This window comes from Rhizobium sp. GN54 (assembly GCF_021026345.1).
In the GTDB taxonomy this organism is placed as follows: domain Bacteria; phylum Pseudomonadota; class Alphaproteobacteria; order Rhizobiales; family Rhizobiaceae; genus Mycoplana.
This window is the reverse complement of record NZ_JAJNCZ010000017.1, coordinates 30379-56744: the sequence shown is the minus strand read 5'-3', so window position 1 is coordinate 56744 and position 26366 is coordinate 30379. Positions and strand designations below refer to the sequence as shown.

The 26366-nt window shown below is 65.6% G+C and carries 14 protein-coding genes; 12 read left to right on the top strand and 2 right to left on the bottom strand.

All coding sequences use genetic code 11. The annotated features are described in order from the left end of the window. Positions 1-4197: cadherin domain-containing protein (locus LQK81_RS26405; protein ID WP_330166579.1), on the bottom strand; the 4197-nt coding region annotated here is incomplete at its 3' end. Between the two features lie 112 nt (positions 4198-4309). Next, positions 4310-5233, bottom strand: coding sequence for a calcium-binding protein (locus LQK81_RS25400; RefSeq protein WP_230809206.1), 924 nt, complete (start codon positions 5231-5233; stop codon positions 4310-4312). A gap of 634 nt (positions 5234-5867) precedes the next feature. Here LQK81_RS25400 and LQK81_RS25395 point away from each other — a divergent pair. The 12 genes from LQK81_RS25395 (at position 5868) to LQK81_RS25340 (ending at position 26353) form a co-directional block, all read left to right on the top strand. Beyond that, positions 5868-6629, top strand: coding sequence for an outer membrane protein (locus LQK81_RS25395; protein WP_230809205.1), 762 nt, complete (start codon positions 5868-5870; stop codon positions 6627-6629). Between the two features lie 60 nt (positions 6630-6689). Beyond that, positions 6690-11405: a cadherin-like domain-containing protein gene (locus LQK81_RS25390; RefSeq protein ID WP_230809204.1), complete on the top strand. Its 4716-nt coding sequence runs from the start codon at positions 6690-6692 to the stop codon at positions 11403-11405. A gap of 518 nt (positions 11406-11923) precedes the next feature. Beyond that, a complete protein-coding gene (locus tag LQK81_RS25385) occupies positions 11924-13069 on the top strand; it encodes an efflux RND transporter periplasmic adaptor subunit (RefSeq protein ID WP_230809209.1) in 1146 nt (381 codons plus the stop codon). Further along, positions 13066-16257 (top strand): efflux RND transporter permease subunit, encoded by a 3192-nt coding sequence (locus LQK81_RS25380; RefSeq protein ID WP_230809203.1) that lies wholly within the window; start codon positions 13066-13068, stop codon positions 16255-16257. The genes LQK81_RS25385 and LQK81_RS25380 overlap by 4 nt, the downstream gene beginning before the upstream one ends. Positions 16258-16441: 184 nt before the next feature. Next, a complete protein-coding gene (locus tag LQK81_RS25375) occupies positions 16442-16927 on the top strand; it encodes a (R)-mandelonitrile lyase (protein ID WP_230809202.1) in 486 nt (161 codons plus the stop codon). A 183-nt stretch (positions 16928-17110) separates the two neighbouring features. Continuing rightward, positions 17111-18976, top strand: a complete 1866-nt coding sequence (locus tag LQK81_RS25370; RefSeq protein WP_230809201.1) for a monovalent cation:proton antiporter-2 (CPA2) family protein — start codon at positions 17111-17113, stop codon at positions 18974-18976. Positions 18977-19225: 249 nt separating this feature from the next. Then, positions 19226-20668, top strand: coding sequence for an NAD-dependent succinate-semialdehyde dehydrogenase (locus LQK81_RS25365; RefSeq protein ID WP_230809200.1), 1443 nt, complete (start codon positions 19226-19228; stop codon positions 20666-20668). 518 nt (positions 20669-21186) lie between these two features. Continuing rightward, the gene (locus tag LQK81_RS25360; protein ID WP_442967187.1) at positions 21187-22299 is read left to right on the top strand and encodes an ABC transporter ATP-binding protein; all 1113 of its coding nucleotides are present in this window, start codon (positions 21187-21189) and stop codon (positions 22297-22299) included. Position 22300: 1 nt separating this feature from the next. Next, complete coding sequence (locus LQK81_RS25355) at positions 22301-23227, top strand: ABC transporter permease (RefSeq protein ID WP_230809199.1); 927 nt, start codon at positions 22301-22303, stop codon at positions 23225-23227. Next, the gene (locus tag LQK81_RS25350) at positions 23220-24044 is read left to right on the top strand and encodes an ABC transporter permease (protein WP_230809198.1); all 825 of its coding nucleotides are present in this window, start codon (positions 23220-23222) and stop codon (positions 24042-24044) included. The genes LQK81_RS25355 and LQK81_RS25350 overlap by 8 nt, the downstream gene beginning before the upstream one ends. Before the next feature lie 19 nt (positions 24045-24063). Further along, positions 24064-25098 (top strand): extracellular solute-binding protein, encoded by a 1035-nt coding sequence (locus tag LQK81_RS25345; protein WP_230809197.1) that lies wholly within the window; start codon positions 24064-24066, stop codon positions 25096-25098. A 73-nt stretch (positions 25099-25171) separates the two neighbouring features. Then, entirely contained in the window at positions 25172-26353 is a 1182-nt protein-coding gene (locus tag LQK81_RS25340) for a serine hydrolase domain-containing protein (RefSeq protein WP_230809196.1), read from the top strand. Positions 26354-26366 lie beyond the last annotated feature (13 nt).

Sequence of the window (26366 nt, the reverse complement as noted above, 5' to 3'; positions counted from 1 at the left end):
GGCGACGACGGTGACCGCGTGGCTCCTGGCCGTCTCGTAGTCCACGGCCTTGGCCAGCTGCAGCTGGTTGCCGACGACCTTGAAGATGCCGCCGGGGTTGGACGACAGGCTGTAGGAGACCGCGCCGCCTTCCGGGTCCTTTGCCGACAATGTGCCGACGACCGTGCCGACCTTGGCGTTCTCCGCCACCGACGACTTGGACAGCGAAAGCGCGGTCGGCGCCTCGTTCACGTCCTGCACGCCGATGGTGAAGGCCTTCTCGAAGCTGTTGCCGGCCTCGTCCGTGACCTTGAGGCGGATCGCGTGGTTCTTGGCGCTTTCGTAGTCGAGGCTCTTGCCGACGACCAGCTTGTTGCCCGAAATCTTGAACGCGCCATCGGCGTCATTCACCAGGCTGTAGGTGAACGCGGTGCTGTCGGCATCGGTGGCCGAAAGCGTGGCCACCGTCGCGCCGACGGCCGCACTCTCCTTCACCGACGAAGCCGACAGCGCGATGTTGGTCGGCGCGTCGCCCGTCCCGGTCTCCTCGCCGGTCTCCAGGTCGACGAGCTTGCCGTTGAAGCGGGCGTACTCGACGTCGTTCACCACCGTCGTCGCACCGCTGGCGGTGTTCTTGATCGAGACCGTGCCGTTGCTGTTCTCACTGATCGTATAGCCGGTCCGCGAGCCGGTGAAGACGACCGTATCCGAGCCGGCGCCGCCGTCGAACAGGTCGTTGCCGCCCTTGCTCTCGATCGTGTCGTCGAAGCGCGTTCCGACATAGATGTCGTTGCCGGTCGAGCCGATGAAGTGCTGGGCGTATTCGTCCAGCTGGTTGGCGTAGAGGTCGAGGCGCGACTGCGGCGCGGTCTCGCCGTACATGTGGGCGACGGAGAAGTTGTGGACCGCGCCGTTCAGCTCGATCTCGGCCTCCTCGGCGGGATTGCCGGGGGTGGGGTTCTCGAAGGTCAGGCCGGTGATCCTCAGAAGCGCGTTGCCGCCGGTGAAGTAGCCGTTGCCGTCGAAGTTGCCCGAACCGCGGGTGCCGTATTCGATCGTGTTGATCTCGCCGGCCACGGTGTGGGTGGCGAACTTGTAGCCGAGGTCGCCATGGGCAAGGATGTACTTCGACGCTGCGCCTTCGCCATAGGACAGGAACATTTCCTCGCCGTCGAACTGACCGACCACATTGTCGAAGGTCGGCATGCCGCCGGCGCCCGATACCTCCAGGAAGCCGCCGCGCAGGAAGGTCTCGAGGTCCATCCCGCCGGAGCCGGAGGCGTCGATGGTGATCGTGCCCTGCGGCGGTTCCGTCACGAGCTCCGTCGTCTGATCGGCGAACTGCGCCTTCTCGATGTTCTTCACCGTGTCGACGCCGTCGTTGGAGCCGCTGCGGTTGTCGGTGATGGTCCAGCTTCCGTTGGCGTTCTGGGCGATCGTGTAGTTCGCCATGTTGCCGCTGAAGACCGCGGTGTCGATGCCCGCACCGCCGTCGATCGTGTCGTCGCCCGCGCCGCCGGTGAGCTTGTCGTTGCCCCCGCCGCCCTTGATCGTGTCGTTGTAGGCCGAACCGGTGAAGGTGTCGTTGCCCTTGGAGCCGATGAAATTCTGGGCGTAGTTCGACAGCGCCGAATAGATATTGGCCGCGTTACCGGTCTGCACGGCGCTGTAGAGCGCGTAGAGCAGGTTGATCTGGGCCACGTGGCCGGTGCCGGGTGCGGCATCGAGGTCGAGGCCGGTGATCTTCAACTGCTCGGCCAGCCCCTTGATGAGGCCGGCATCGCCGGTGCCCGGCGTGCCGGTCGTGCCGCCGGCCCATTGGCCGAAGGTCAGGCTGTCCAGCGAACCGGAGATGCCGTGCCCGTAGGACATGCCATGGCCGAGCATGTCGTAGGCGAGATCGGTACCGCCGAGGACGACACGGTCGGCCGCGTCGACGCCGCCTTCCTTGTACTTGAAGGCGATCTGCTCGACGTCCCTGTACTGGTTGGTGGATTCACCGCCGTAGAAGGTGAAGGCGCCATTGGTCAGGCCGGCGAAGTACTGGCTGATGAAGGTCGCGAAATCCACGCCGCCCGTCGATCCGGACGCGTCGATCGTCAGCGTGCCTTCCGGCGCGTCATAGGCGTCGGCATGCTGGATCGTGAAGGTCTTGGAGATGACGTTGCCGGCATCGTCGGTGGCGGCGACCGTCACCTCGTAGCTCCTCTGCGAGGCCGTCTCGTAGTCGCCAAGCGGCCTGGCGAGCTTCAGCACGTTGCCGTCGATGATGAACAGGCCGTCGGCGTCGTCCGTCAGCGAATAGGTCAGCGCGCCGCCTTCCGGGTCCGTCGCCGAGAGGTTGCCGACGATGGTGCCGGCTGCCGAGTTCTCGGCGACCGCGATGTTCGCCACGCCCGGAATGATATGGGAGGTGAGCTTCAGCTCGGTCGGGTCCATGTTGGGTGCATCGATCAGGCCGTCGAGGAACTGCAGCTTCTCGATGCCCTTGAGCGTATCGACGCCATCCGTCACCTCGCCGGTGCGGTTGTCGGTGATCGTCACGGTGCCGTTGCTGTTCTTGACGATCGTGTAGTCGTCATGGTTGCCGCTGTAGATCGCGGTATCGGTGCCCGCGCCGCCGTCGATCGTGTCGTTGCCGCCACCGCCGGCGAGCACGTCGTCGCCGGCATTGCCGCCGATGGTGTCGGCAAAGACCGTGCCGGCATAGGTGTCGTTGCCGGAGGAGCCGATGAAGTTCTGCGCATAGGCGGAAAGCAGCGCCTTGACGTGCTCGATCTCGGCCGGCGTGCTGGAATTCGGGCCGTGCATGAAGGTGGCAGCGACAACGTTGGCCTCGCCGTAGAGGCGGTTCATCAGGCTCGAATCGTTGGAGAGGTCGAGGCCGGTGATCGAGACCTCGGTGCCGGTGCCGTTGCCGAAGGCAAGGCCCTGGACCTTGCCGCCGACGACATGCACGTCCTCGCCGCTATTCTCGGCGCTGTTGGTGTCCGCCCAGTAGTAGGCGAGATCCGAGCCGGTCAGCCAGACCTTGCTGCCGTCGGAGAACGTGTAGGTGTATTCGGATGAGACGTTCGGGGCGAAGGTGACGCCATCGGGCAGGCTGTCGGTCACCTTGGAATAGACGCTGTCGAGATAGGTGTTCCAGTTGAAGCCGCCGTTTGCGCCGGCAAGTGCCGTATTGGCGTCGATCGTGATGGTGCCGCGTGCGGTGTCGCCGGCTTCCGCCGCGTCTACCACATGCACCTCGAAGGTCTTCTCGTGCACGACGCCGCCGGCGTCCGTTGCCTCGATGGTGACCGAATGCAGGGCGTCGGCCTCGTAGTCCAGGGCGCCGTTGACCGTCAGGTAGTAGCGGGTGATGCCATCGACGACGCGCTCGGTCAGTGAGAACAGCCCGCCGGCGTCGTCAGTCAGGACCGCGCTCGCAGGCACGAAGCTGAGGTCGTTCAGGAGTTCCTTGACGTAGCCGACCTCGGTGCCCACCTCGACGTTCTCGACCACGCTCATGTAGGTCTTGCCCGTGGGCGCCGAACTGACCGTGAAGGGATCGTCGGTCGACTGGATGGCGATGATCTGGCGGACGGGACCGCTGCCGTTGTCGACGTCGAGGACGAGGTCGTAGACGCCGTCGACCGCGTTCGCACCCTCGAAGTCGAGCGGCGAACGGATGACGACGCCGATCGAGCCGTCGGCGTTGGTCTTCAGCATGAACATGCTGTTGTCGCCCTCGCCGGAGGGCAGCGTATAGGTCAGCTCATTGCCGTCAGCGTCGGTCGCTGCGAGCGTGGCGAACGCGAAGCCGGAGCGGGCCGATTCCGACACGGTCGTGTTGGAGAGATATTCGAACTCACCCGTCTCGGTGACGGAGACGTCAATGGTAGCCTGTCCGGTGGATTGCGAAGGGCCGCCGTCGACACTGTATTCGATTCGGAAAGCGATCTGGAACTGGTCCACGTCGCCGAAATCGATATCCTGGCGCGCCCAAAACTGCAGACCGACTATCGAGATGAAATCCTCGGAGTAGATAAATTCGTAGTCGAGATCGCCCGCAAATGCCGCCACCTCACCGAGGTAGGTAACATCCAGCGGATAATACTCGGCGAGCGTCTGATCCGGCGTGAACATCACGGTCGCAAGGACATCACCCGACGTGACCTGTTGCTTGAAGATGGTGTCATCGATCTCGATGGTGAAGCCTTCGAACGTGTACTGCATGTCCTGATCCCCAAAATACGCGCCCGTGTCCGTTTCAATCGGCGCGCAGCCAAACCTGGCAGTTGCGAAAAGACGGACGGACGCGGCCTCGGCCGCGTCCGTCCCTATGCGATTAGACGAAGATGAAGTCGCTGGCGCTCGGCGTTCCGCTCAGCGTGCCGACCGCCACCGCGAATTCGGCGACCCCGTCATTGCCGACAACGTCGGCGAAGAACTTCCCGGCGCTGCTGTCGTACCAGAGGCTGTCGGCCGCGGCGCCCGAGGCGGAATAGCCGCCGCCGAGGTTAAGGGCGCTGACGTTGAGCCTGTCCTCACCGGCCACGAATTCGGTGACGGTGTCGAAGGCGCTGACGCTGCTGTGGCCGACATTCGCAAACACGAACGTATCCGCGCCCGCACCGCCCGTGAGCGTATCGGCACCCGCACCGCCGGTAATCGTGTCGTCACCCGCGCCGCCGTCCAGCGTGTCCGCCCCGCCGTTGCCGTTCAGCGTGTCGGCATTGATGCTGCCGGTGATCGAATCCGCGCCGGCGCCGCCGTTGAAGGTGATGCTGTTGGAGGCGTTGTTGAACAGATAGTCCTCGAACGCCGCCTCGTTGCCCTGCAGCAGACCGAAGAAGGTCGTGTTCAGCGCGTTGCCGGCGCCCGAGCCGGAAAGGCCGAGGCCGGTGATGCTGAGTGCCGACGAGGCCAGGCTCAGGTCGGTGCCGGAGAAGGATGCCGAGGGAGAGGCGACCGAAGTACCGCCGTTCAGGAGATCGGTGCCGATGCTCAGGCTGTCGAGCGTGCCGCTGAGGGTGCCGGTCGCATAGGTGAAGTCGCCCTGCGCCACGAGCGCGTTGTTCGTCCCGCTCGGCGGCTGGATCCCGTATTCGACATAGTCGTTGGTCGCAGGCGTTCCGGCGTTGGGCACGAACACGCCGGCATTGCCGGTTCCGGTGATCGGGTTGGGGCTAAACCCCCCGTTGAAATTGTCGAGAATGGAATTGACGTTGACGCCGCTCGCAGAGTCCACGGTGATCGTAATATTAGCCATGTCGATAATCCCTTTCAGAGGCGCACGGAAGGCACGCCCTGGCGTTGAAGGAGTTAGCTTGATGACCAGTCATAATGTGACTGTTGCCGGTGCCGCCCTGCACGAGGGACAACCTGACGACAGAAGGCGAAGGGCCTCACATATTTGATTTCACGCAACAATTTATGCCCCGTATCAGCGACGGCAAAGCTCCGCCGCCCGACCCGCCAAGGCGCGTCGGTCAGTTGTCCAGCGATGAAAAAATTCTGATTGCCGGCTCGCCCCTTCGGCGGTCCCGCATCCATGCCCTGTGGCGTTCCGCGACAGCGGTTCGCACCCCGTCGGCCGTCGGGCTGCAGTCCTGAGACCGGCAACCGGGCGAGCCGAAGCAACCATTAGTTATCATGAATTTTAGAGTCAAGTATCAAAATGGAGCTATGTATGAATTTCTGGCGGCCGATGGGGAGGTTTGGCGCGACCCGAGCGCGAACGGCAAATTTCCAGGAAATTGAACCTTGGAGTTTACCCGTCGCCACAACCGATGATAAGGAAAAAACCCGCAAAAGCAGAATCGACGGCACGCTGCCACCTTTTTCCGCCGTTTCTCTTCGCCATTTCACGTGCCCTTTCACAGGCCTTCATCCGGAGTATCCAGGTGTCCAAGCTGAGCATATTTGCAGCCGGTTCGATCGTGGCAGCCCTGCTCGAAGCGACCGTCGCCCAGGCCGCCGATGCCGGAACCTCGTCCGCCGCCCGCTCCTGGACCGGCTGTTATGTCGGCGCCAATGCCGGCTACACCCGTGCCGACGTGGATGCGACCGACGCGCCCTTCCGTGACGGTCCCTTCGGCGGCAGCGGCATTTCCTGGAACAGCGCCGGCGCGCCCTACGAGACGATCGGCATGGACGACGGCGGCCTCTCCGGCGGCCTCGAGGCGGGCTGCGACTACCAGTTCGATCTCGGCGGAACGGCCTTCGTGCTCGGCGGTGTCGCCGATTTCTCGCTGATGAACCTCGGCGACACCGGCACTTCGGCGATCAGCGCCGACACCCATACCGGCTTCGATGTCGACTGGGCCGCGAGCGCCCGCCTGCGCGCCGGCATCGCCGCCTCCGACCTGCTCTTCTACGTCACCGGCGGCTATGCGCTCGCCGATGTCGACGTGCGCGCCTACGACCGCACCGGCGCGACCCGGATGGACGTGACAGGCGGCGGCACGGAGAGCGGCTGGGTCGCCGGCGGCGGCGTCGAATGGCGCTTCAAGCCGGATTGGTCGGTCGGCCTCGAATACCTGCACTACGACTTCGGCACGGTGACCGCGACGGGACCTGCGACCTTTCCGGCCGACGCCAATCCGCGCTTCGACAACGACGTCAGCTTCGACACGATCCGCATCGGGCTGAAATGGCGGATGTGATCGCCGGTCACGGTAGAATCCGGGTTATCGGCAGCAAATATCATAAGGAGCATGGCGACGATGGTTGCGCCCGTTACGGAAACATTCGACGCAGTCCCGCTCGTCGCAGACGGCGATAGCGACAATACGCGCAACCTGGGCGGAAGCGAGCGTACGATCAACGGCTGGAAGATCGAGATCCTCGATGCCTCTGGCAATCCCGCCTTTTCCGATCCGAACGACACCTCGCAATCGAGCTATCTCGACGTTACCGGAAATGTTGCCGATACCGATCTGACCAATGGGGGCGGCGACAATGCCCTCATGGTCAACGGTTATTACGGAGTGGCCGCGGCGGCGCGCTTTTCGGCGGTCACCGGCGAGGAATTCTGGCTGCAGTCCTTCGCTGTCCAGGGGTACGGAATGGCTCCGAATGCCAGGATCGTCGGCTATCGCGACGGCATGGTGGTCGCCTCCCAGGATATCGTGATCGACTCCACGACGGCGACGATCACGACGACGGGTGCTGCCTGGAAATCCATCGACGAGTTTCGCATCATCCAGCGCGACGGTACGGCCGACGTCGCATTCTCCATCGACGATATCGTCGTCAGCGCCTCCAATGCGCCGCCTGTCATCGGCAATCTCAACGGCGATGCCGTCACCTACACGGAGGCCGGTGCCCCCGTCGTTATCGATGCAGGAGGCAACGCCACGCTCGCTGACACCGACTCGGCCGACTTTTCCGGTGGTACGGTCACGGTCTCTATCGTCGCCAACGGCGTATCGGCGGAGGACGTGCTGTCCATCCGACACGAGGGCAACGGCGCGGGCCAGATCGGTCTCGACGGCAACGTCATAAGCTATGGCGGCACGGAAATCGGCACGTTTGCGGGCGGCACCGGGACGAACGATCTGGTCGTGACGCTGAATGCATTCGCCACAGCTGTTGAGGTCCAGGCGCTCCTGTGCAATCTGACCTATGCCAACAGCAGCGTCGGCAACCCGTCGATGGCAATCCGCACCGTGCGTGTCACTGTCGATGACGGCGATGGCGGCGTCAGCACTGCTGCCGACGTGAGCGTCAGCATTATCAGCGTCAACGACGCGCCGTCGATCGTCGCGCCCGTCGTAATCACCGCGCAGGAAGATGTTGCGACTGCCCTCACCGGCTTTGCATTCTCGGATGCCGATGCGGGCAGCGGCGCCGTGACCGTGACGTTGTCGGTCCCCTCCGGTACCCTTTCAGCCGCCAGTGGCGGCGGTGTGGCCGTTACGGGCGCCGGCACGGGCGCCCTGATGCTGACGGGCACGATCGTCGACATCAACGCCTTCGTCTCGCTCGGTGCGGTCACGTTCACGACGGCGCCAAACGCAACCAGCGGCGTCCCTCTCGCTGTCATGATCAATGACAACGGCCATTCCGGAGGCGGCGCCCTGACCGCGACGGCGATCACCACCATCGTGGTCGAGGCCGTCAACGATGCGCCCATCAACACGGTGCCTGGTGCCGTCAGCATCGGAGGGAACGAGCCGCTCGTCTTCAGCACCGGCAATGGCAACAGGATTTCCGTGGCCGACGTCGACGCGGGCGGCAACCCGGTCAAGGTCACGCTCGTGGCGACGCAAGGCACGCTGTCGCTGAGCGGAACGAGCGGGCTATCGTTTGAGGCGGGTGACGGCGCAGCCGACAGCGTCATGACCTTCACAGGCACGCTTGCCAATATCAACGCGGCCCTGAACGGCCTGACCTTTGTCCCTTTGGCCGGTTACACGGGGGCGGCCTCGATCAGCATCGAAACCGACGACCTTGGCAACGCCGGCTCGGGCGGAGCTCGGATCGATACCGACACGATCATGATCGACATCGGCGCGCCTGCCCCCGTCGTCGCCGACGTTTCGTCGACGGCTGCCAACGGCACCTACAAGATCGGCGATACGATCACGATCATCGTTTCCTTCGACCAGGCCGTCAACGTCACCGGCACGCCGCAGTTGCTGCTGGAGACCGGCCTTGTGGATCGTGCCGTCGACTATGTGTCCGGCACCGGCTCAAATACGCTGACGTTCGCCTATACCGTTCAGGCAGGCGATACGTCGGCCGACCTCGACTATGTCTCGACCACCGCTCTCACCCTGAACGGCGGCACGGTCAGCAATGCTGACGGCACACATGCCATCCTCACCCTGCCTGCACCGGGAACGGCCGATTCCCTCGGCGCCAACAAGGCTATCGGCGTCGACGGCCTCGCACCGACGGTGGCGAGCGTGACCACCCCGGCCAACGGCATCTATGTGGCCGGCCAGAACCTCGATTTCACCGTCAACCTCTCCGAGGCCGTTGTCGTCGACACCTCGGGCGGCACGCCGCGGCTCGCCGTGACCATCGGCACGGACACGGTCTATGCGTCCTATCTCTCCGGCAGCGGCACGTCGGCGCTGGTGTTCAGGCTGACGCTGACCGAAGGCCTGCGGGACGCAGACGGCATCGCTCTTGTCGGCCCGCTCGATCAGAACGGCGGGACACTGCAGGACGCGGCCGGCAACGGCATCGTCCCGACGTTGAATTCGGTCGGCGCCACCAACGGCGTTCTGGTCGACACCATCCGTCCCACGGCCGCCATCACCTTCCCCGATGCGGTGCTGGCACCGCTCGAGACCACCACCGTCACGATCACCTTCAGCGAGGCCGTCACCGGTCTGACGACCGCCGATTTCACCGTTCCGAACGGTATGCTGTCGGGACTGGCAACCTCCGATGGCGGCATCACCTGGACGGCGACGCTCACCGCCAATCCCGGGGTCACGGACCTCACCAACGTCATCACGCTCGACATGACCGGCGTTGTCGACGTCGCCGGCAATGCCGGGTCCGGCACGGCGGTCTCGGCCAACTACGCCGTCGACGCCGGCCCGCCCCCGAATGTCCCGCCGACGCTCACCGGCGACCTCGAGGCGACAGTGGCGGAGGGCGGCAGCTACACGATCACCACCGCCGACCTCAATTTCTCCGACCCCGACGACGCCGCCGCGGGCATCCGCTTCACCGTCTCCGCCGCCTCGAACGGCACGGTGCAGGTGAACGGCAAGGCCGCGACCAGCTTCACCGGCGCCGAATTGGCCGCCGGCAAGGTCACCTTCGTTCACTCCGGCTCAGAATCGACCAAGGCCTCCTTCAAGGTCTCCGTCGAAGACGGCAACGAGGACGGCTCGACCCCGGTCGCCGGCACCTTCAACCTCACCGTCACCCCGGTCAACGACGCGCCGACGCTCACCGGCGACCTGAAGGCCACGGTGAAGGAAGGCGGCAGCTACACGATCACCACCGCCGACCTCAACTTCTCCGATCCCGATGACAACGCCGCCGGCGTCCGCTTCACCGTCTCTGCCGCCTCGAACGGCACGGTCCAGGTGAACGGCAAGGCCGCGACCGGCTTCACCGGCGCCGAGCTCGCCGCCGGCAAGGTCACCTTCGTCCACTCTGGCTCAGAAACGACCAGGGCCTCCTTCAAGGTCTCCGTCGAGGACGGCAACGAGGACGGTTCGACCCCGGTCGCCGGCACCTTCAACCTCGCCGTCACCCCGGTCAACGACGCGCCGACGCTTACCGGCGACCTGAAGGCGACGGTGAAGGAAGGCGGCAGCTACAGGATCACCACCGCCGACCTCAACTTCTCCGACCCCGACGACAGCGCCGCCGGCGTCCGCTTCACCGTCTCCGCCGCCTCGAACGGCAAGATCCAGGTGAACGGCAAGGCCGCGACCAGCTTCACCGGTGCCGAATTGGCCGCCGGCAAGGTCACCTTCGTCCACTCCGGCGCCGAATCGACCAGGGCGTCCTTCAAGGTCTCCGTCGAGGACGGCAACGAGGACGGCTCGACACCGGTCGCAAGCACCTTCAGCCTCGCCGTCACCCCGGTCAACGACGCACCGGAGCTCGTCGCCACGCAGACCTTGCGGAAGATCGCCGAGGACGCCTCGACCGCTTCGGCGCGCAAGGTGGCGACGCTGGAGATCTCCGACCCCGACGGCGGCAACAACAAGCTGTCGCTCGCCGGCAGCGACGCGAAGCTGTTCGAGATCAAGAACGGCGCGCTGTGGCTGAAGAAGGGGGCCAAGCTCGACTACGAGACCAACCCCTCGCTGAACGTCACCGTGCGCCTCGACGATCCCTCGATCGGCACGAAGCACGAGGACTGGCAGACCTTCAAGGTCGCCGTGACCGACGTGGCGGAGACGAAGACGGGAACCTCCGGCAAGGACAAGCTGACCGGCACCTCCGCCAGCGACGTGCTCAATGGCAAGGGCGGCAACGATGTGCTCGAGGGCCGGGGCGGCAACGACATCCTCTCGGGCGGCTCCGGCAATGACCGGCTGACCGGGGGCTCCGGCGTCGACATCATGACCGGCGGCTCCGGCCACGATACCTTCGTCTTCACCTCGGCCAAGGATTCCGCCCCCGGCCAGTCCGGCCTTGTCAATAACGGCGGTTACAACCCGCTCTCGGGCAGCGACAAGCGCGACATCATCACCGACTTCGTCCACGCGCAGGACAAGCTCGACCTGTCGAAGATCGACGCCGACAGCACGCGCTCCGGCAACCAGGACTTCGTCTGGCGCGGCAAGAACGACTTCACCGGCAAGGCCGGCGAAGTGATCTTCCGCATCTTCGACGAAAAGGGCACGAAGAACGACCGCACCATCGTCTACGGCGACACCGACCGCGACCAGCAGGCCGACTTCCAGATCGAACTGACCGGCATCATCGGCCTGACCAAGGGCGATTTCATCCTCTGAGGCGGGACTGGCGGGGCAATCCGGCAGCGACGAATTGCCCTGCCTCGCCCCCTCACCGGAAGCCGCAACCGTCTTTCATCCAACCAACTGGAAAGAAACGGTTTTTCGAGCGCCCTGACATCGGACCGCCGGGCGAATACCGGGGCTGCGCCCTGCGAAAGTTTGCCGGAAAAGCCGCGCCGGTATTGACGATCCGCAACGATCACCCCTACCTGTAGGGCAGCCACCCTGCGATGCCGGAGGCTCGAGGCATGCGGCCGTATCCCGTGCAGACGGCAGGGGACCGCAGACCGCCCCCGGGGACGCCGGCCGACCGGAACATGGCCTTCCTGCCCGCCGCACGCGGGCAGGCCGATTGTGCAATACGCCTGCGAATTTCTGAGACAGTACTTTTTCTGAATGCCGGATGCGCCTGCTATTTCCTAGCCGGAGACCGGTTCCGTTTCGATCGAATCTATTCGAAGCCGAAGGCAAAGCTCATGACCAGGATCCTCGTGCCTGCCAGTCTCTTCGTCGCAATGTCCGCCTTTCTCGCCTCCGCGGTCCTCCCCTCGACAGCGCTTGCCCAGAACGCTCCGCCGAGCGTCACCGCGGCGAAGCCGATCGTCCGCGAGGTCATCGACAACGACGAGTTCATCGGCCGCTTCCAGGCGGTGGACGAGGTCTCCGTGCGCTCCCGCGTCGGCGGCTATCTCCAGGAGATCCATTTCAAGGACGGCTCGATCGTCAAGCAGGGCGACCTCCTGTTCGTCATCGACCAGCGGCCCTTCCGGACCGCGCTCAACGAGGCGGAGGCGACGCTGGAGGTCGCCCGCTCGACGCTGACCTTCGCCGATGCCCAGTTCAAGCGCGCCGACGCGCTGGTCAAGAGCGGCAGCCAGGCGATCCAGACGCTCGACGACCGCCGCCGCGAACTCGCCTCCGCCGAGGCCAACGTGCGCGGCGCCGAGGCCTCCGTCGAGCGTGCCAGGCTCGACCTGGAATATACCAGCATCACCGCGCCGATCGCCGGCCGCGTCGACCGGCGGCTGCTGTCCACTGGCAGCCTGGTTCAGGCCGACCAGACCGTGCTGACCACGATCGTCAGCCTCGACCCGATCGACTTCTACTTCGACGTGGACGAGCGGCGGCTGCTCTCCTATGCCGACACCGCCCGCGCCAGCGGCACGCAATTGCAGGAGGGCGGCAGCGGCCTGCCGGTGAAGGTGACGATCGGCGACTTCCAGCACTCCACCTTCGACGGAACCCTGAACTTCGCCGAGAACCGGGTCGACGACCAGACCGGCACCATGCGCATCCGCGCCCGCCTGCCCAACCCCGACTACGTGCTGCAGCCCGGTCTGTTCGGCCGCATCCAGATCGGCGGCTCTCTGCCCTACCAGGCGATCCTCGTGCCCGACGAGGCGATCGGCTCCGACCAGAACGAGCGCGTCGTCTATGTCGTCGCCGAAGACGGCTCGGTCAGCACCAAGCCGGTGCGGACCGGTCCGCGCATCTACGGCTACCGGGTGATCCGCGACGGGCTGGACGGCAACGAGACGATCGTTGTCAACGGGCTGATGCGCATCCGCCCGGGCATCAAGGTCGCAGCCGAGACGGTGCAGCTGCCGGCCGAGCGCGCGGAGACCGTTCCCGAAACGATCAGCGCGGAGCAGATGCAGTGAGGTTTGCCCATTTCTTCGTCGACCGACCGATCTTCGCTTCGGTCCTTTCCATCGTGCTCCTGATCGTTGGCTGCATCGCCTATTTCCAGCTGCCCGTGGCGCAGTATCCCGAGATCGCGCCGCCGACCATCGTGGTGCGCACCAGCTATCCCGGCGCCGACGCCCAGACGGTTGCCGACACGGTGGCGACGCCGATCGAGCAGGAGATCAACGGCGTCGAGAACATGCTCTACATGTCCTCCTATTCCACCGCCGACGGCTCCATGGCACTGACCATCACCTTCAAGCTCGGCACCGACCTGGACCAGGCCCAGGTGCTCGTCCAGAACCGCGTCGCCATCGCAGAGCCGCGGCTGCCCGAAGAGGTCCGCCGCATCGGCATCACCACGGTCAAGAGTTCGCCCGACCTGATGATGGTCGTGCACCTCCTGTCGCCGAACGACCGCTACGACCAGCTCTACATCTCCAATTTCGCCAAGACCCGCATCCGCGACCGGCTGGTGCGGCTGGACGGCGTCGGCGACGTCACCCTGTTCGGCGAGCGCGAATATGCGCTGCGCATCTGGCTCGACCCCGAAAAGCTCAGTGCCTACGGCATGACCGCGAGCGACGTCGTGCAGGCGCTCCGCGACCAGAACGTGCAGGTCTCCGGCGGCTCGATCGGCGGCCCGCCGACCTCCGGCGACAACGCCTTCCAGTATACGGTGACGACGGAAGGGCGCTTCTCCGATCCCCGCCAGTTCCGCTACGTCATCGTCAAGTCGACCGAGGCGGGTCGACTGGTGCAGTTGCAGGACGTCGCCCGCATCGAGCTCGGCGCCAGGGACTACGTCTCCAACAGCTATCTCGACGGCAAGCCCGCGGTCGCGATCGGCATCTTTTCCCGGCCCGGCACCAACGCGCTGGATGCCGCAACCGACATCCAGGGCGTGATGGACGAGGTCTCGCCGCTGCTGCCGCCGGGCCTCGAATACCGCATCGTCTACAATCCGACCGAATTCATCTCCGAATCGATCAACGAGGTCTACAAGACCATCATCGAGGCGGCCTTGCTGGTGGCGATCGTCGTGCTCGTCTTCCTCCAGTCCTGGCGCACGGCACTGATCCCGATCATCGCCATCCCCGTCTCGCTGATCGGCACCTTCGCCTTCCTGCTGGCCTTCGGCTTCTCGCTGAACATGCTGACCCTGTTCGGCCTCGTGCTGGCGATCGGCATCGTCGTGGACGACGCCATCGTGGTGGTGGAGAACGTCGAGCGCAACCTCGCGCTCGGCATGACGCCGAAGGAGGCGGCGCACGTGACGATGGACGAGGTCGGCGCGGCCGTCATCGCGATCTCGCTGGTGCTGATCGCCGTCTTCGTGCCGACCGCCTTCATCCCCGGCATCTCCGGCCAGTTCTACCAGCAGTTCGCCGTAACGATCGCAGTGGCGACCGCGATCTCGGCGTTGAATTCACTGACCCTGTCGCCGGCGCTGGCCGGCATCCTGCTCAGGCCCCACTCGCAGGAAAAGCACAGCAGCAATCCCCTGACCCGCACCGTCCGCAAGCTCTCGGACGGCTTCAACTACGGTTTCGACCGGCTGAGCGAAGGCTATTCCTGGATCGTGCGCCATCTCGTCTCGACCTGGACGGCGATCGGAGCCAGCCTGCTCGTCTTCGCCGGCCTGCTCTACGCCACCTGGCACATGGGCGAGGTCGTGCCGCGCGGCTTCATCCCGACCATGGACCAGGGCTATGCGATCGTCGTCGTGCAGCTGCCCGACGGCGCCTCGCTCGCCCGCACCGACGAGGTGGTGCTGCGCGCCTCCGAGATCATCCGCAACACGCCGGGCGTGAAGAATGCGGTCGCCTTCTCCGGCTTCTCGGGCGCCACCTTCACCAATGCGTCCAATGCCGGCGTGATCTTCGCGAGCTTCGCAAGCTTCGAGGAGCGGCTGGAGCACGGTCACAACGCCGACCAGATCATCGGGCAGTTGTTCGGCAGCCTGCAGAGCATCCAGGAGGCCTTCATCATCGCCGTGCCGCCGCCCTCGATCCGCGGTGTCGGCAACTCCGGCGGCTTCAAGATGCAACTGCTCGACCTGGAAAGCGCCGACATGAATCGCGTGCTGGGCCTCGCCTACCAGATGATGGGGGCCGCCAACCAGACCGAGGGGCTGACCGGCGTCTTCACCACCTTCTCCGCCTCCAGCCCGCAATTCTACCTGGAGATCGACCGCGACAAGGCGCGCGCCCTGAACGTGCCGATCCCCAACATCTTCGAGACGCTGTCGATCAACCTCGGCACCTCCTACGTCAACGACTTCAACGCCTTCGGCCGCGTCTACCAGGTGCGCGCCCAGGCCGACCAGCAGTATCGCCTAGACCGGGCCGACATCCTGGCGCTGAAGGTCCGCTCCGCCACCGGCGCGCTCGTGCCGCTCGGGACGCTGGTTGACATCCGCGACTCCAGCGGCCCGACGCTCGTCCAGCGCTACAACATGTATGTCTCCGTGCCGCTGCAGGGCAATCCGGCGCCCCGCGTCTCGACCGGCACAGCACTCGACAAGATGGAGGCGCTGGCCCGCGAGATGCTGCCGGCCGGCACCTCCTTCGAATGGACGGAGCTCGCCTTCCAGGAACGGGCGACCGGCAACACGGCCTTGTTCATCTTCGCCCTGTCGGTGGTCTTCGTCTTCCTCGCGCTCGCCGCGCAGTATGAGAGCTGGGTGTTGCCGCTGGCGATCATCCTGATCGTGCCGCTCGCCGTCCTCGCCGCACTGATCGGCGTGCATCTGCGCGGGATGGACAACAACATCCTGACCCAGATCGGCCTGATCGTGCTGATCGGGCTGGCAGCGAAGAACGCGATCCTGATCGTCGAGTTCGCCCGCCAGGCCCAGCGCGAAGGCAAGACCGCGGTCGAGGCCGCCGTCGAGGCGACGCGCCTGCGCCTGCGGCCGATCCTGATGACGGCCTTCGCCTTCATCTTCGGCGTGGTGCCGCTGATGATCGCGACCGGCCCCGGCGCCGAAATGCGCCAGTCGCTCGGCACCGCCGTCTTCTCCGGCATGCTGGGTGTCACCTTCTTCGGCCTGTTCCTGACGCCCGTCTTCTTCGTCGCGCTCCGCTCCGCCGGACGGCACACCCCGGAACGGGTGAGCGAGCGCCGCAAGGACGCGGCACTGGAGGCCGCCGACCTGTGATCGCGGTGGCGACGGCCACCCGATCACGAATATATGAACGCCATTCTCCGCTTCCTGGGGATCACGGATCCCCGACGGACTGGACTTCCGGCCGATATGCCACCATCACTTTTTCAGGAGGGGGCAAGGAGAGGCGAATGGCGCGCCACGCGAGCGTGAACAAGAGCCGACGGAAGGGATCGACATGAAACCGTTTTATGCGACAGGCATCTTTCTTCTTCTGCTGACCTCGGTCTGCTCCGCCCAGAACGTGCCCCAGGATGCCTCCGAGGACGCGCTGGTGAAGATCACCCGCAGCGGCTCCCAGCCGCCCGAGATCGGCATCCCCGACTACTACACCGGCATCGTTCGCAAGGAAGCGCTCTTCGATGCCGAGGATCCCTCGCGCGTCGCCGGCGGCGTCGTGACCTACGAGCCCGGCGCGCGCACCGCATGGCATGTCCATCCGCTCGGCCAGGTCCTGATCATTTCGTCCGGCACCGGCCTGGTCCAGCAATGGGGACAGCCGGTCCAGGAGGTCAGCGAAGGCGACATCATCTGGATCCCGGCCGGCGTGAAGCACTGGCATGGCGCCACCGACGGCTCCCGCATGCGCCACGTCGTGATCACCGAATCCCTTGACGGCAAGTCGGTGGAATGGCTGGAGAAGGTCGAACAGCACGACGGCTGACTTTACCCGGCGGCGGCCGGTGCCGCCCCTGACGGCGTCACGCGCGCTTGTTCCGGGACCCGGGCGCCATCGTCCCGCGAGACGGGAGGCTTGCGCATCCTGCGTGGTTGCTTTACCGGGCCTTACGGGCAATTCTTGACAAAAGCCAAGGCCCCAGCCGACGAAGCGGGAGACTGACGAACGATGGCCGCCGAAACAGCATCGCACGGTGTCGATCTCATTCCGGTCGTGACCCTTCTCGCAGCCGGCGTCATCGCGGTGCCGCTGTTCAAGCGGTTCGGGCTCGATTCCGTCCTCGGCTACCTCGCCGCCGGCCTCGTCATCGGCCCCTTCGGCCTCGGCCTCTTCACCGACGCGCAGAGCATCATCCACGTCGCCGAACTGGGCGTCGTCATGTTCCTCTTCGTCATCGGGCTGGAGATGCGGCCGTCACGCCTCTGGGGCCTGCGCAGCGAGATCATGGGCCTCGGCCTGCTGCAGGTCGTCCTCTGCAGCGCGCTTCTGACCTTCGCCGGCATGGCGCTCGGCTATTCGCCGTCGGTCGCCTTCGTCTTCGGCATGGGCTTCGTACTGACCTCGACCGCGATCGTCTTCCAGATCCTGAACGACCGCGGCGAGCTCTCGACGCCGAAGGGACAGAGGATCGTATCGATCCTGCTTCTGGAGGACCTGGCGATCGTTCCCCTCCTTGCCGCCGTCGCCTTCATGGCACCGGGCGCGGAGACCTCCGACCTGTCCTCGGACCTGATGCACGTGGCCATCGCCCTCGGCGCGCTGGCGGCGCTGATCCTGATCGGGCGCTATCTGCTGAACCCGCTGTTCAAGGTGCTGGCGCAGGCGGGCGCGCGCGAGGTGATGACGGCCGCCGCCCTCCTCGTCGTGCTCGGCGCCGCGCTCGCCATGCAACTCGGCGGGCTGTCGATGGCGATGGGCGCGTTCCTCGCCGGGGTCATGCTGTCGGAGAGCACGTTCCGCCATCAGCTTGAAGCCGACATCGAACCCTTTCGCGGCATCCTGCTCGGCCTGTTCTTCCTCGGCGTCGGCATGGCGCTGGACGTCGACATGGTCATAGCCAACTTTCCGCTGATCTCCTTTGCCGTCGTGGCCTTCATGCTGCTGAAGGGCATCGGCATCTACGCCGTCGCCCGGCTGCTCAGGTCGGACCACGAGGAGGCGATCGAGCGGGCGGCGCTGATGGCCCAGGGCGGGGAGTTCGCCTTCGTGCTCTACGCCGCGGCAACCACCTTCGGCGTCATCGACGGGCAGACCAACGCCATCTTCACCTCGACCGTCATCATCTCGATGGTGCTGACGCCCCTCGTCACCATCGCCGTGACCATGGCCACCAACCGGCTGACGCCGGCTGCTGCCGCCACCTCGCTCGATGGCATCGACGCGCCCGACGGGTTGACCGGCAACGTCCTCATCGTCGGCTTCGGCCGCTTCGGCCAGATCGTCAGCCAGCCGCTGCTCGCACGCGGGCTGGAGGTCTCGATCATCGACAACGACGTGGAAATGATCCAGGCCGCGGCCGAATTCGGCTTCAAGGTCTACTACGGCGACGGCACCCGGCTGGACATCCTCCATGCCGCCGGCGCCGAGAACGTAGGCGCGATCATCGTCTGCGTCGACAAGGCCGACGTGGCGCTGCACATCGTCGAACTGGCCAAGGCGGAGTTCCCGCTGGTGCAGGTGTTCGCCCGCGCCTACGACCGCGGCGCCGCGCTGTCCCTGATCGCGGCCGGTGTCGACTACCAGCTTCGCGAGACGCTGGAATCCGCGCTCGTCTTCGGCTGCTACGCCCTGACAAAACTCGGCGTGCCGGAACTGGAAGCCGAAGAGATCATGGAGGAGGTCCGCCGCCGCGACGAGCAGCGGCTCGCGATCCAGCAGGTCGAGGGATTGTACGGCGGCAAGCAGTATTTCCAGGGCAACCGGCCGACCCCGACCCCGCTGACCACGCCGAAGCGGACCGGCCGGTCAGGCAACGCCGAGGCCGAAGCCGTGCTCAAGGGCTCCGCCGACGCCAGCGGCACGGCTGCGACCTGACGCCCGGCAACGGCGACGGTCGCACCAGGCCTGCGCGATTTGCACGGCTGGATCGCTCGCCGACGCGCTATCACATTCCCTCGACTTCGCCGGCCGTGGTTTGACACGGCCGCGCCCGGCACGTTACGGCTCGCAAGCCCCGCCGCGACTGCGGCGAACGGATGCGGCCCCGCCCCGGGCGGCACCGCAAATGACATCGACACCGGCTGGCCGCAGCCCTGCGGACCGGCCGGGAACGGGAGCTCACACATGGCAGACTATTCCTATCCGCACACGCAACTCTTCCTGAACGGCGAATGGACGCCGGCGGCAGGCGGTGAGACGATCGCCGTCACCGACCCGGCCACCGGCGAGGTGATCGGCCAGGTCTCCAAGGCCGGCATTGCCGATCTCGACGCAGCCCTTGCCGCGACGCAGACGGGCTTTGCGACCTGGAGCACCACCTCGGCCTATGAGCGCGCCCGCATCATGCGCAAGGCCGCCGACATCCTGCGCGAGCGCAAGGACAGGATCGGCTGGATCATGACCCGCGAGCAGGGCAAGCCGCTCGCCGAAGCCACCGGCGAGGTGGCCGCCGCGGCCGACCTCATCGACTGGTTTGCCGAGGAGGCGCGCCGCACCTACGGCCAGGTCATCCCGTCGCGGGCGCCGAACGTCTCGCAGCAGACCATCAAGCTGCCGGTCGGCCCGGTCGCGGCCTTCACGCCGTGGAACTTCCCGATCAACCAGGTCGTGCGCAAGCTCTCCGCTGCCCTTGCCGCCGGCTGCTCGATCATCATCAAGGCGCCGGAGGAGACCCCGGCTTCGCCCGCCGAACTGATCCGCGCCTTCGCCGACGCCGGCGTTCCGGCCGGCGTCATCGGCCTCGTCTACGGCGTCCCGGCGGAGATCTCGGAATACCTTATCCCCCACCCGGTCATCCGCAAGGTCACCTTCACCGGCTCGACCCCGGTCGGCAAGCATCTGGCGGCCCTCGCCGGCAAGCACATGAAGCGGGCGACGATGGAACTCGGCGGCCACGCACCGGCGATCATCATGGCGGATGCCGACATCGACAAGGCCGCCAAGGTGATGGCCTTCTCCAAGTTCCGCAACGCCGGCCAGGTCTGCGTCTCGCCGACGCGCTTCCTCGTCGAGAAGCCCGCCTTCGGCCGTTTCGTCGACGGCTTCGTCGCGGCAACCAGGGGCGTGAAGGTCGGCAATGGCCTCGATGCATCCTCCACCATGGGCCCGCTCGCCAACGAGCGCCGCATCCCGGCGCTGGAGGAACTGATCGCCGATGCCGTCGAGCACGGCGGCAAGCTCGAGACCGGCGGCCGCCGGATCGGCAACAGCGGCAACTTCTTCGAGCCGACGGTGCTGACCAACGTGCCGGTATCGGCGCGCATCATGAACGAGGAGCCCTTCGGTCCGGTCGCCATCATCAACCCGGTCGCCGGCCTCGAAGAGGCGATCACGGAATCGAACCGTCTCCCCTTCGGCCTGGCCTCCTACGCCTTCGCCGCCTCGCAGGCCGCCGTGCACGCGATCGGAACGCGGGTGGAATCGGGCATGACGACGATCAACCACCTGGGCCTGGCGCTGCCCGAAGTCCCCTTCGGCGGCATCAAGGATTCCGGATACGGCGACGAGGGCGGCTCGGCCGCGATCGAAGCCTACCTGGTGACCAAGTACGTCACCGCCGCGGCCTGACGATCCACGCCGGGACAGGAACCCGGCGCACGAACGCACAAGGAAGCCGTGGACCGATCCAGGTCCGCGGCTTCTTCCTCGGCGCGGGGTTCTTCGCGCCCCAGATGGCTCTGGTAATACCAGTGTATAGTGTCGCCGCCGCGCGCCGGGCGTTATTCTTTCTTCATCGCCCCATCGGCGTGTAGCGCGGCCCTCCCGCTACCGGCTCCGGAGACCTCCCCTCCTCCGGGTCCGCGGATCGCGCGATCCGTCTGACCGCCCGGCTCCGCCCCGGGCGGTCTCTTTTTATCGCTCGACCGGATGAAGCGGAGATGGCGGCCCCTTGCCAATCGCGCCGCCCTGCTCGACAATTACACATGCGTAGAATTTGCCCTTTACAGTTTTCATCGAACTGTGATTTGTTGTGATCATAATTACAAAAAGCCTATCACAAAGCTGAAGAAGAGCCGCAGAAGCGGCCGCCCAACCCCCGGATCTCGGAAGAGGAAACCGAGTTCCGGACGAGACATGGGGAACTTATGGAGCAATCCCGAGCGACGGCCGCCCATGGCGGCGCCATCGGAATGCATGGCATCAAGAAGTGGTTCGGGAACTTCCAGGCCGTCGATGACGTGTCGCTGGAGATCCGCCCGAACGAGTTCTTCACCCTGCTCGGCCCTTCCGGCTGCGGCAAGACCACGCTGCTGCGGATGATCGCCGGCTTCGAGATGCCGACCGAGGGCAGCATCCGGCTCGACGGCACCGAGATCGCGAGCCTTCTGCCCAACCAGCGGCCGGTCAACACCGTCTTCCAGAACTACGCGCTGTTTCCGCATCTGACGGTCGCCGAGAACATCGGCTTCGGCCTAAAGATGCTGGGCAAGCCGAAGGCGGAGATCGCCGCCACCGTGGCGGAGATGCTCAAGCTCGTGCATCTCGACGGTCGCGGCGGCAATCCCGTCACCCAGCTTTCCGGCGGCCAACAGCAGCGCGTGGCGCTGGCCCGCGCGCTCGCACCGCGGCCGAAGGTGCTGCTGCTCGACGAGCCGCTCTCCGCGCTCGACCTGAAGCTCCGGAAATCGATGCAGATCGAACTGAAGCGGCTGCAGGCCGAGACCGGCATCACCTTCGTCTTCGTCACCCACGACCAGGAAGAGGCGCTGACGATGTCCGACCGCATCGCGGTGATGAGCCAGGGCAAGGTGCGCCAGGTCGGCGAGCCCTGGGAGATCTACGACCGCCCGGCCGAGCGCTTCGTCGCCGACTTCATCGGCGACACCAATTTCCTCGACGTCGACGTCGTCGCGATCGAAGGCGAGCGGGCGCGGGTGCGGCTCGCCTCCGGCGCCGAGATCCTTGCCACCTTCCCCGCAGACATCCGCCCGGAAGGCAGGGTGACGATCGTCATCCGGCCGGAGCACGCCCGCGCCGTCTCCCCGTCCGCCCGCCCCTCGCCCGCCCCCCCGTTGTCGGGCGCGGTCCACGACGTCGTCTATCTCGGTACGGACACGCACTTCCACGTGCGCCTTGCGGACGGCACGAACTTCATGGTCCGCCAGCAGAACGCCCGCAGCGGCCCCTGCGGCTTTGCGGCCGGCGATCCGGTGGGGATCGAACTCAGCGACGACGTCGCCCAGATCCTGAGGGATTGAGATGAGCGTCAGCCCCGCAGAAGTCAGCGAGACGCTCCGCCGGAAGGATATCCGCGACCGCTGGTTCCTGAGCGCCCCTGCCCTCGTCCTGATCGGGGTCGCCAGCGCCGGGCCGCTCCTGATCGTCGTGCTCTATTCCTTCCTGGCGCCCGGCAGCTACGGCGACGTGAAATGGGCCTTCTCCACGGACGGCTGGTTCAACGTCTTCTTCTCCCGTGACATCTTCGACGACACCGTATCGCTGGCCGAGGCCCATTTCAGCATCTTCTGGCGCTCGACCCGGGTGGCGCTCGCCACCACCGTGCTGTGCCTGATCCTGGGCTTCCCGACCGCCTATTTCATCGCGACCCGCCCTCCGCACAACCGCTCGATCTGGCTCTTCGTCATCACCATCCCGTTCTGGACGAACATGCTGATCCGGGCGTTCGCGATCCAGGAGGTGATCCGCACCGAGGGCCTCGTCAACACGCTGCTGATCAAGCTCGGCATCATCTCAGCCCCGATCCAGATGCTGTTCACCGATTTCGCCATCCTGCTCGGCATGACCTACGTGCACCTGCCGCTGATGGTGCTGCCGCTCTATGCGAGCCTGGAGAAGCTGGATTTCCGCCTCGTCGAGGCGGCCTACGATCTCTATGCCTCGCGCCTGAACGTGCTGACGAAGGTGATCGTGCCGCTGGTGAAGCCCGGCCTGATCGCCGGCTCCATCCTCGTCTTCATCCCGGCGCTGTCGTCCTACGTCATCCCGCGCGTGCTCGGCGGCGGCAAGAACCTGATGATCGGCAACCTGATCGAACTGCAGTTCGGCCAGGGGCGCAACTGGCCGCTCGGCGCGGCCCTCTCGGTGACGTTGGTCGCGATCGTGCTGGTCGCGCTCCTGTTCTACGTCCGCAACGTCGGAAAGACCGGAGGCGGCGCGCATGGCTAGGAATGCGGCGAGGACCTTCTCGATCAAGCGGCAGCCGGGCTTTGCGACGATCGCCATGCTCTGCTTCTTCATCCTCTACCTGCCGATCGCCACGCTGGTGGTCTACGCCTTCAACGAGGGCACCTCGATCGCCACCTGGGAAGGCTTGTCGCTGCGCTGGTTTGCGAGCGCCTGGCAGAACCAGCAGGTGATCGACGCCTCGATCCGCTCGCTGCAGATCGCCTCGGTCGCGGCCGTCATCGCCACCGCCTGCGCCACGCTCGCAGCCCTTGCGACCACCCGGACGGCGCCCTATCGCGGCCTGACCTTCAAGTATTCGATGCTGAACATTCCCCTTCTGGTGCCCGAGATCGTCACGGCCGTGGCGCTCCTGATCCTGTTCTCGCGGATCAAGGTCTGGACCGGCTATTCCGGCCTCGGCTACCTCATCACCGCGCACGCCGCCTTCTGCGTGCCCTTCGCCTACCTGCCGATCCGTGCGCGGCTGGAGAACATGGACCTGTCGCTGGAGCGGGCGGCCGCCGATCTCTATGCCACGCCCTACAAGACCTTCCGCTACGTGACGCTGCCGCTCCTGTGGCCCGGCATCCTCGCCGGCCTGATGCTCGCCTTCGTCATCTCGCTGGACGACGTTGTCATCACCGAATTCGTCAAGTCCGGCGGCCAGGACACGCTGCCGACCTACATGCTCGGCCAGTTGCGCCGCGTCGTCACCCCGGAGATGAACGCGATCTCGACGGTGTTCCTGATGCTGTCGTTCGCCATCGTCACCGTCTTCTTCTTCATCAGCCGAACACCGCAGAAAGACGAACCATAACGTCCAACAGGAGAGCAGCATGAAATCGATACTGGGAGCAGCATCCTTCGCGACAGGGCTCATGGCCTCGACGGCCATCGCCTTTGCCGCCGGCGAACTGAACATCTTCAACTGGGGCAACTACACGAGCCCGGAGATGGTCAAGAAGTTCGAGGAAGCCTACGACGTCAAGGTGACGATCACCGACTACGACAGCAACGATACGGCGCTTGCCAAGATCCGCCAGGGCGGCCACGGCTTCGACATCGTCGTTCCCTCGGCGAGCGCCATACCGACCTTCATCTCCGAAGGTCTGCTCATGGAATCCCGCCCCGACCAGATGGAGAACTTCAAGAACGTCGACCCGCAATGGGTGGACGTGCCCTTCGATCCCGGCCGCAAATATTCCGTTCCCTGGCAGTGGGGCACGACCGGCGTGACCGTCAACAAGTCCGTCTATTCCGGTGACATCAACACGTCGGCGATCTTCCTGGATCCGCCGCCCGAACTCGCAGGCAAGGTCAACGTCCTGCCCGAGATGTCCGACGTCATGCACATGGTCGTCACCTATGCGGGCGGCGAGCCCTGCACCGGCGACCTGACCGTGCTGAAGAAGGCGCGCGACCTCCTGCTCGCGGCCAAGCCGAAGTGGATCTCGATGGACTACGGCAACATCGAGAAATACGCCAAGGTCGATCTTGCGGCCGGCACCAACTGGAACGGCGCCTCCTTCCGCTCGCGCCTGCAGAACCCCGACGTCCTCTATGGCTATCCGAAGGAAGGCTATCCGATCTGGATGGACAATGCCGCGATCCTGGCCGACGCCAAGAACGTCGACAACGCCAAGCTCTTCCTGAACTTCGTCATGGATCCGGAAAACGCCGCCATGCTCTCGGCCTTCGCCCGCTATGCCAACGGCATCAAGGGATCCGAGGCCTTCATGCCGGAAGACATGAAATCCGCGCCGGAGATCATCATCCCGGAAGAACTCAAGGCCGCCGGCAAGTTCAACCTCGCCTGCCCGCCGGAAGTCCAGGAGCTCTACACCAAGATCTGGACCGAGTTGCAGAAGTAACGGACAGGACAATCGAAAGGACCGCGGACGCGGGGGCGTGAATGCTCCCGCGCCTGTCTGCGGACAATGCACCATGATACCGACATTCAAGGACGAGAACGGCTTTGCCCGCAGCGACGTGACGCTCGCGAACTGGCGCACCGCCCCCTTCAGCCGCTGGGCCTTCCACAACGTGCGCGACCTCGTGCCGACCGCCGCCTTCGAGAGCCGCCGGCCGGAACCGGAAGAAGCGCTCGACAGCTGCGACCGGCTCGACGCACGGCTCAAGACGGAGATCGAGGGGGCGGCCACGATCCGCGCCTATCTGGAAAAGGCGCAGACCGACGGCTTCCTCGTCATGCGTGGCGGCCGCGTCGTCCTCGAACACTACGCCCCCCATTCCGGCGTCAACGCCCGCCACATCGTCTTTTCGATCTCCAAGTCGCTGACGGCGCTTTTGTCGGGCATCCTCGAGGCCGAGGGCGCCATCGATCCCGACCGTCCCGTTTCCCACTACCTGCCGGAGGCCAAGGGCGGCGCCTATGGCGACAGCCGCTACCGCGACGTGCTGGACATGCGCATCAGCCTCGATTTCGAGGAAGCCTATCTCGATCCGAAGAGCGCCTTCGCGCGCTATCGTCGCGCCATGCTCTGGAACCCGCCCATGCCGGGCGAGACGCCGGAGACGCTGGCCGCCTTCCTGCTGACGCTGAAGAAGGGCGACGGCCCGCATGGCGGCCCGTTTTCCTATGCCTCGCCGAATTCCGACCTGCTCGGCACCATCATCGAGCGCGTGACCGGCGCACGGTTTTCCGACCTGTTCGAGGCGCTCGTCTGGCAGCCGCTGGGCGCCAGGAACGGCGGCTACATCACCGTCGACGCCATCGGCACGCCCCGCACCGCCGGCGGCATGTGCGTGACCGCGCGCGACCTCGCCCGCATCGGCGAACTGATCCGCACCGGCGGCGCGGTCGGCGGCAGGCAGATCGTGCCCGAGGCCTGGATCGCCGACATGACGCAGAACGGCGACCGCCAGGCATGGCAGGAGGGCCGCAACGTCGACCTGCCGAACGGGCGCTACCGCAGCCAGTGGTACCAGTCGGGAGAGGCGGACGGCGCATATTGCGCGATCGGCATCCACGGCCAGTGGCTCTATGTCGATCCCTCCACCGAGACCGTGATCGTCAAGCTGTCCTCGCAGGACGACCCGCTCGGCGACGAGGACAACCACGACATCTTCACCTTCTTCCGGACGCTGTGCCGGATGGACCTCTGACCGGGCAGGAGAT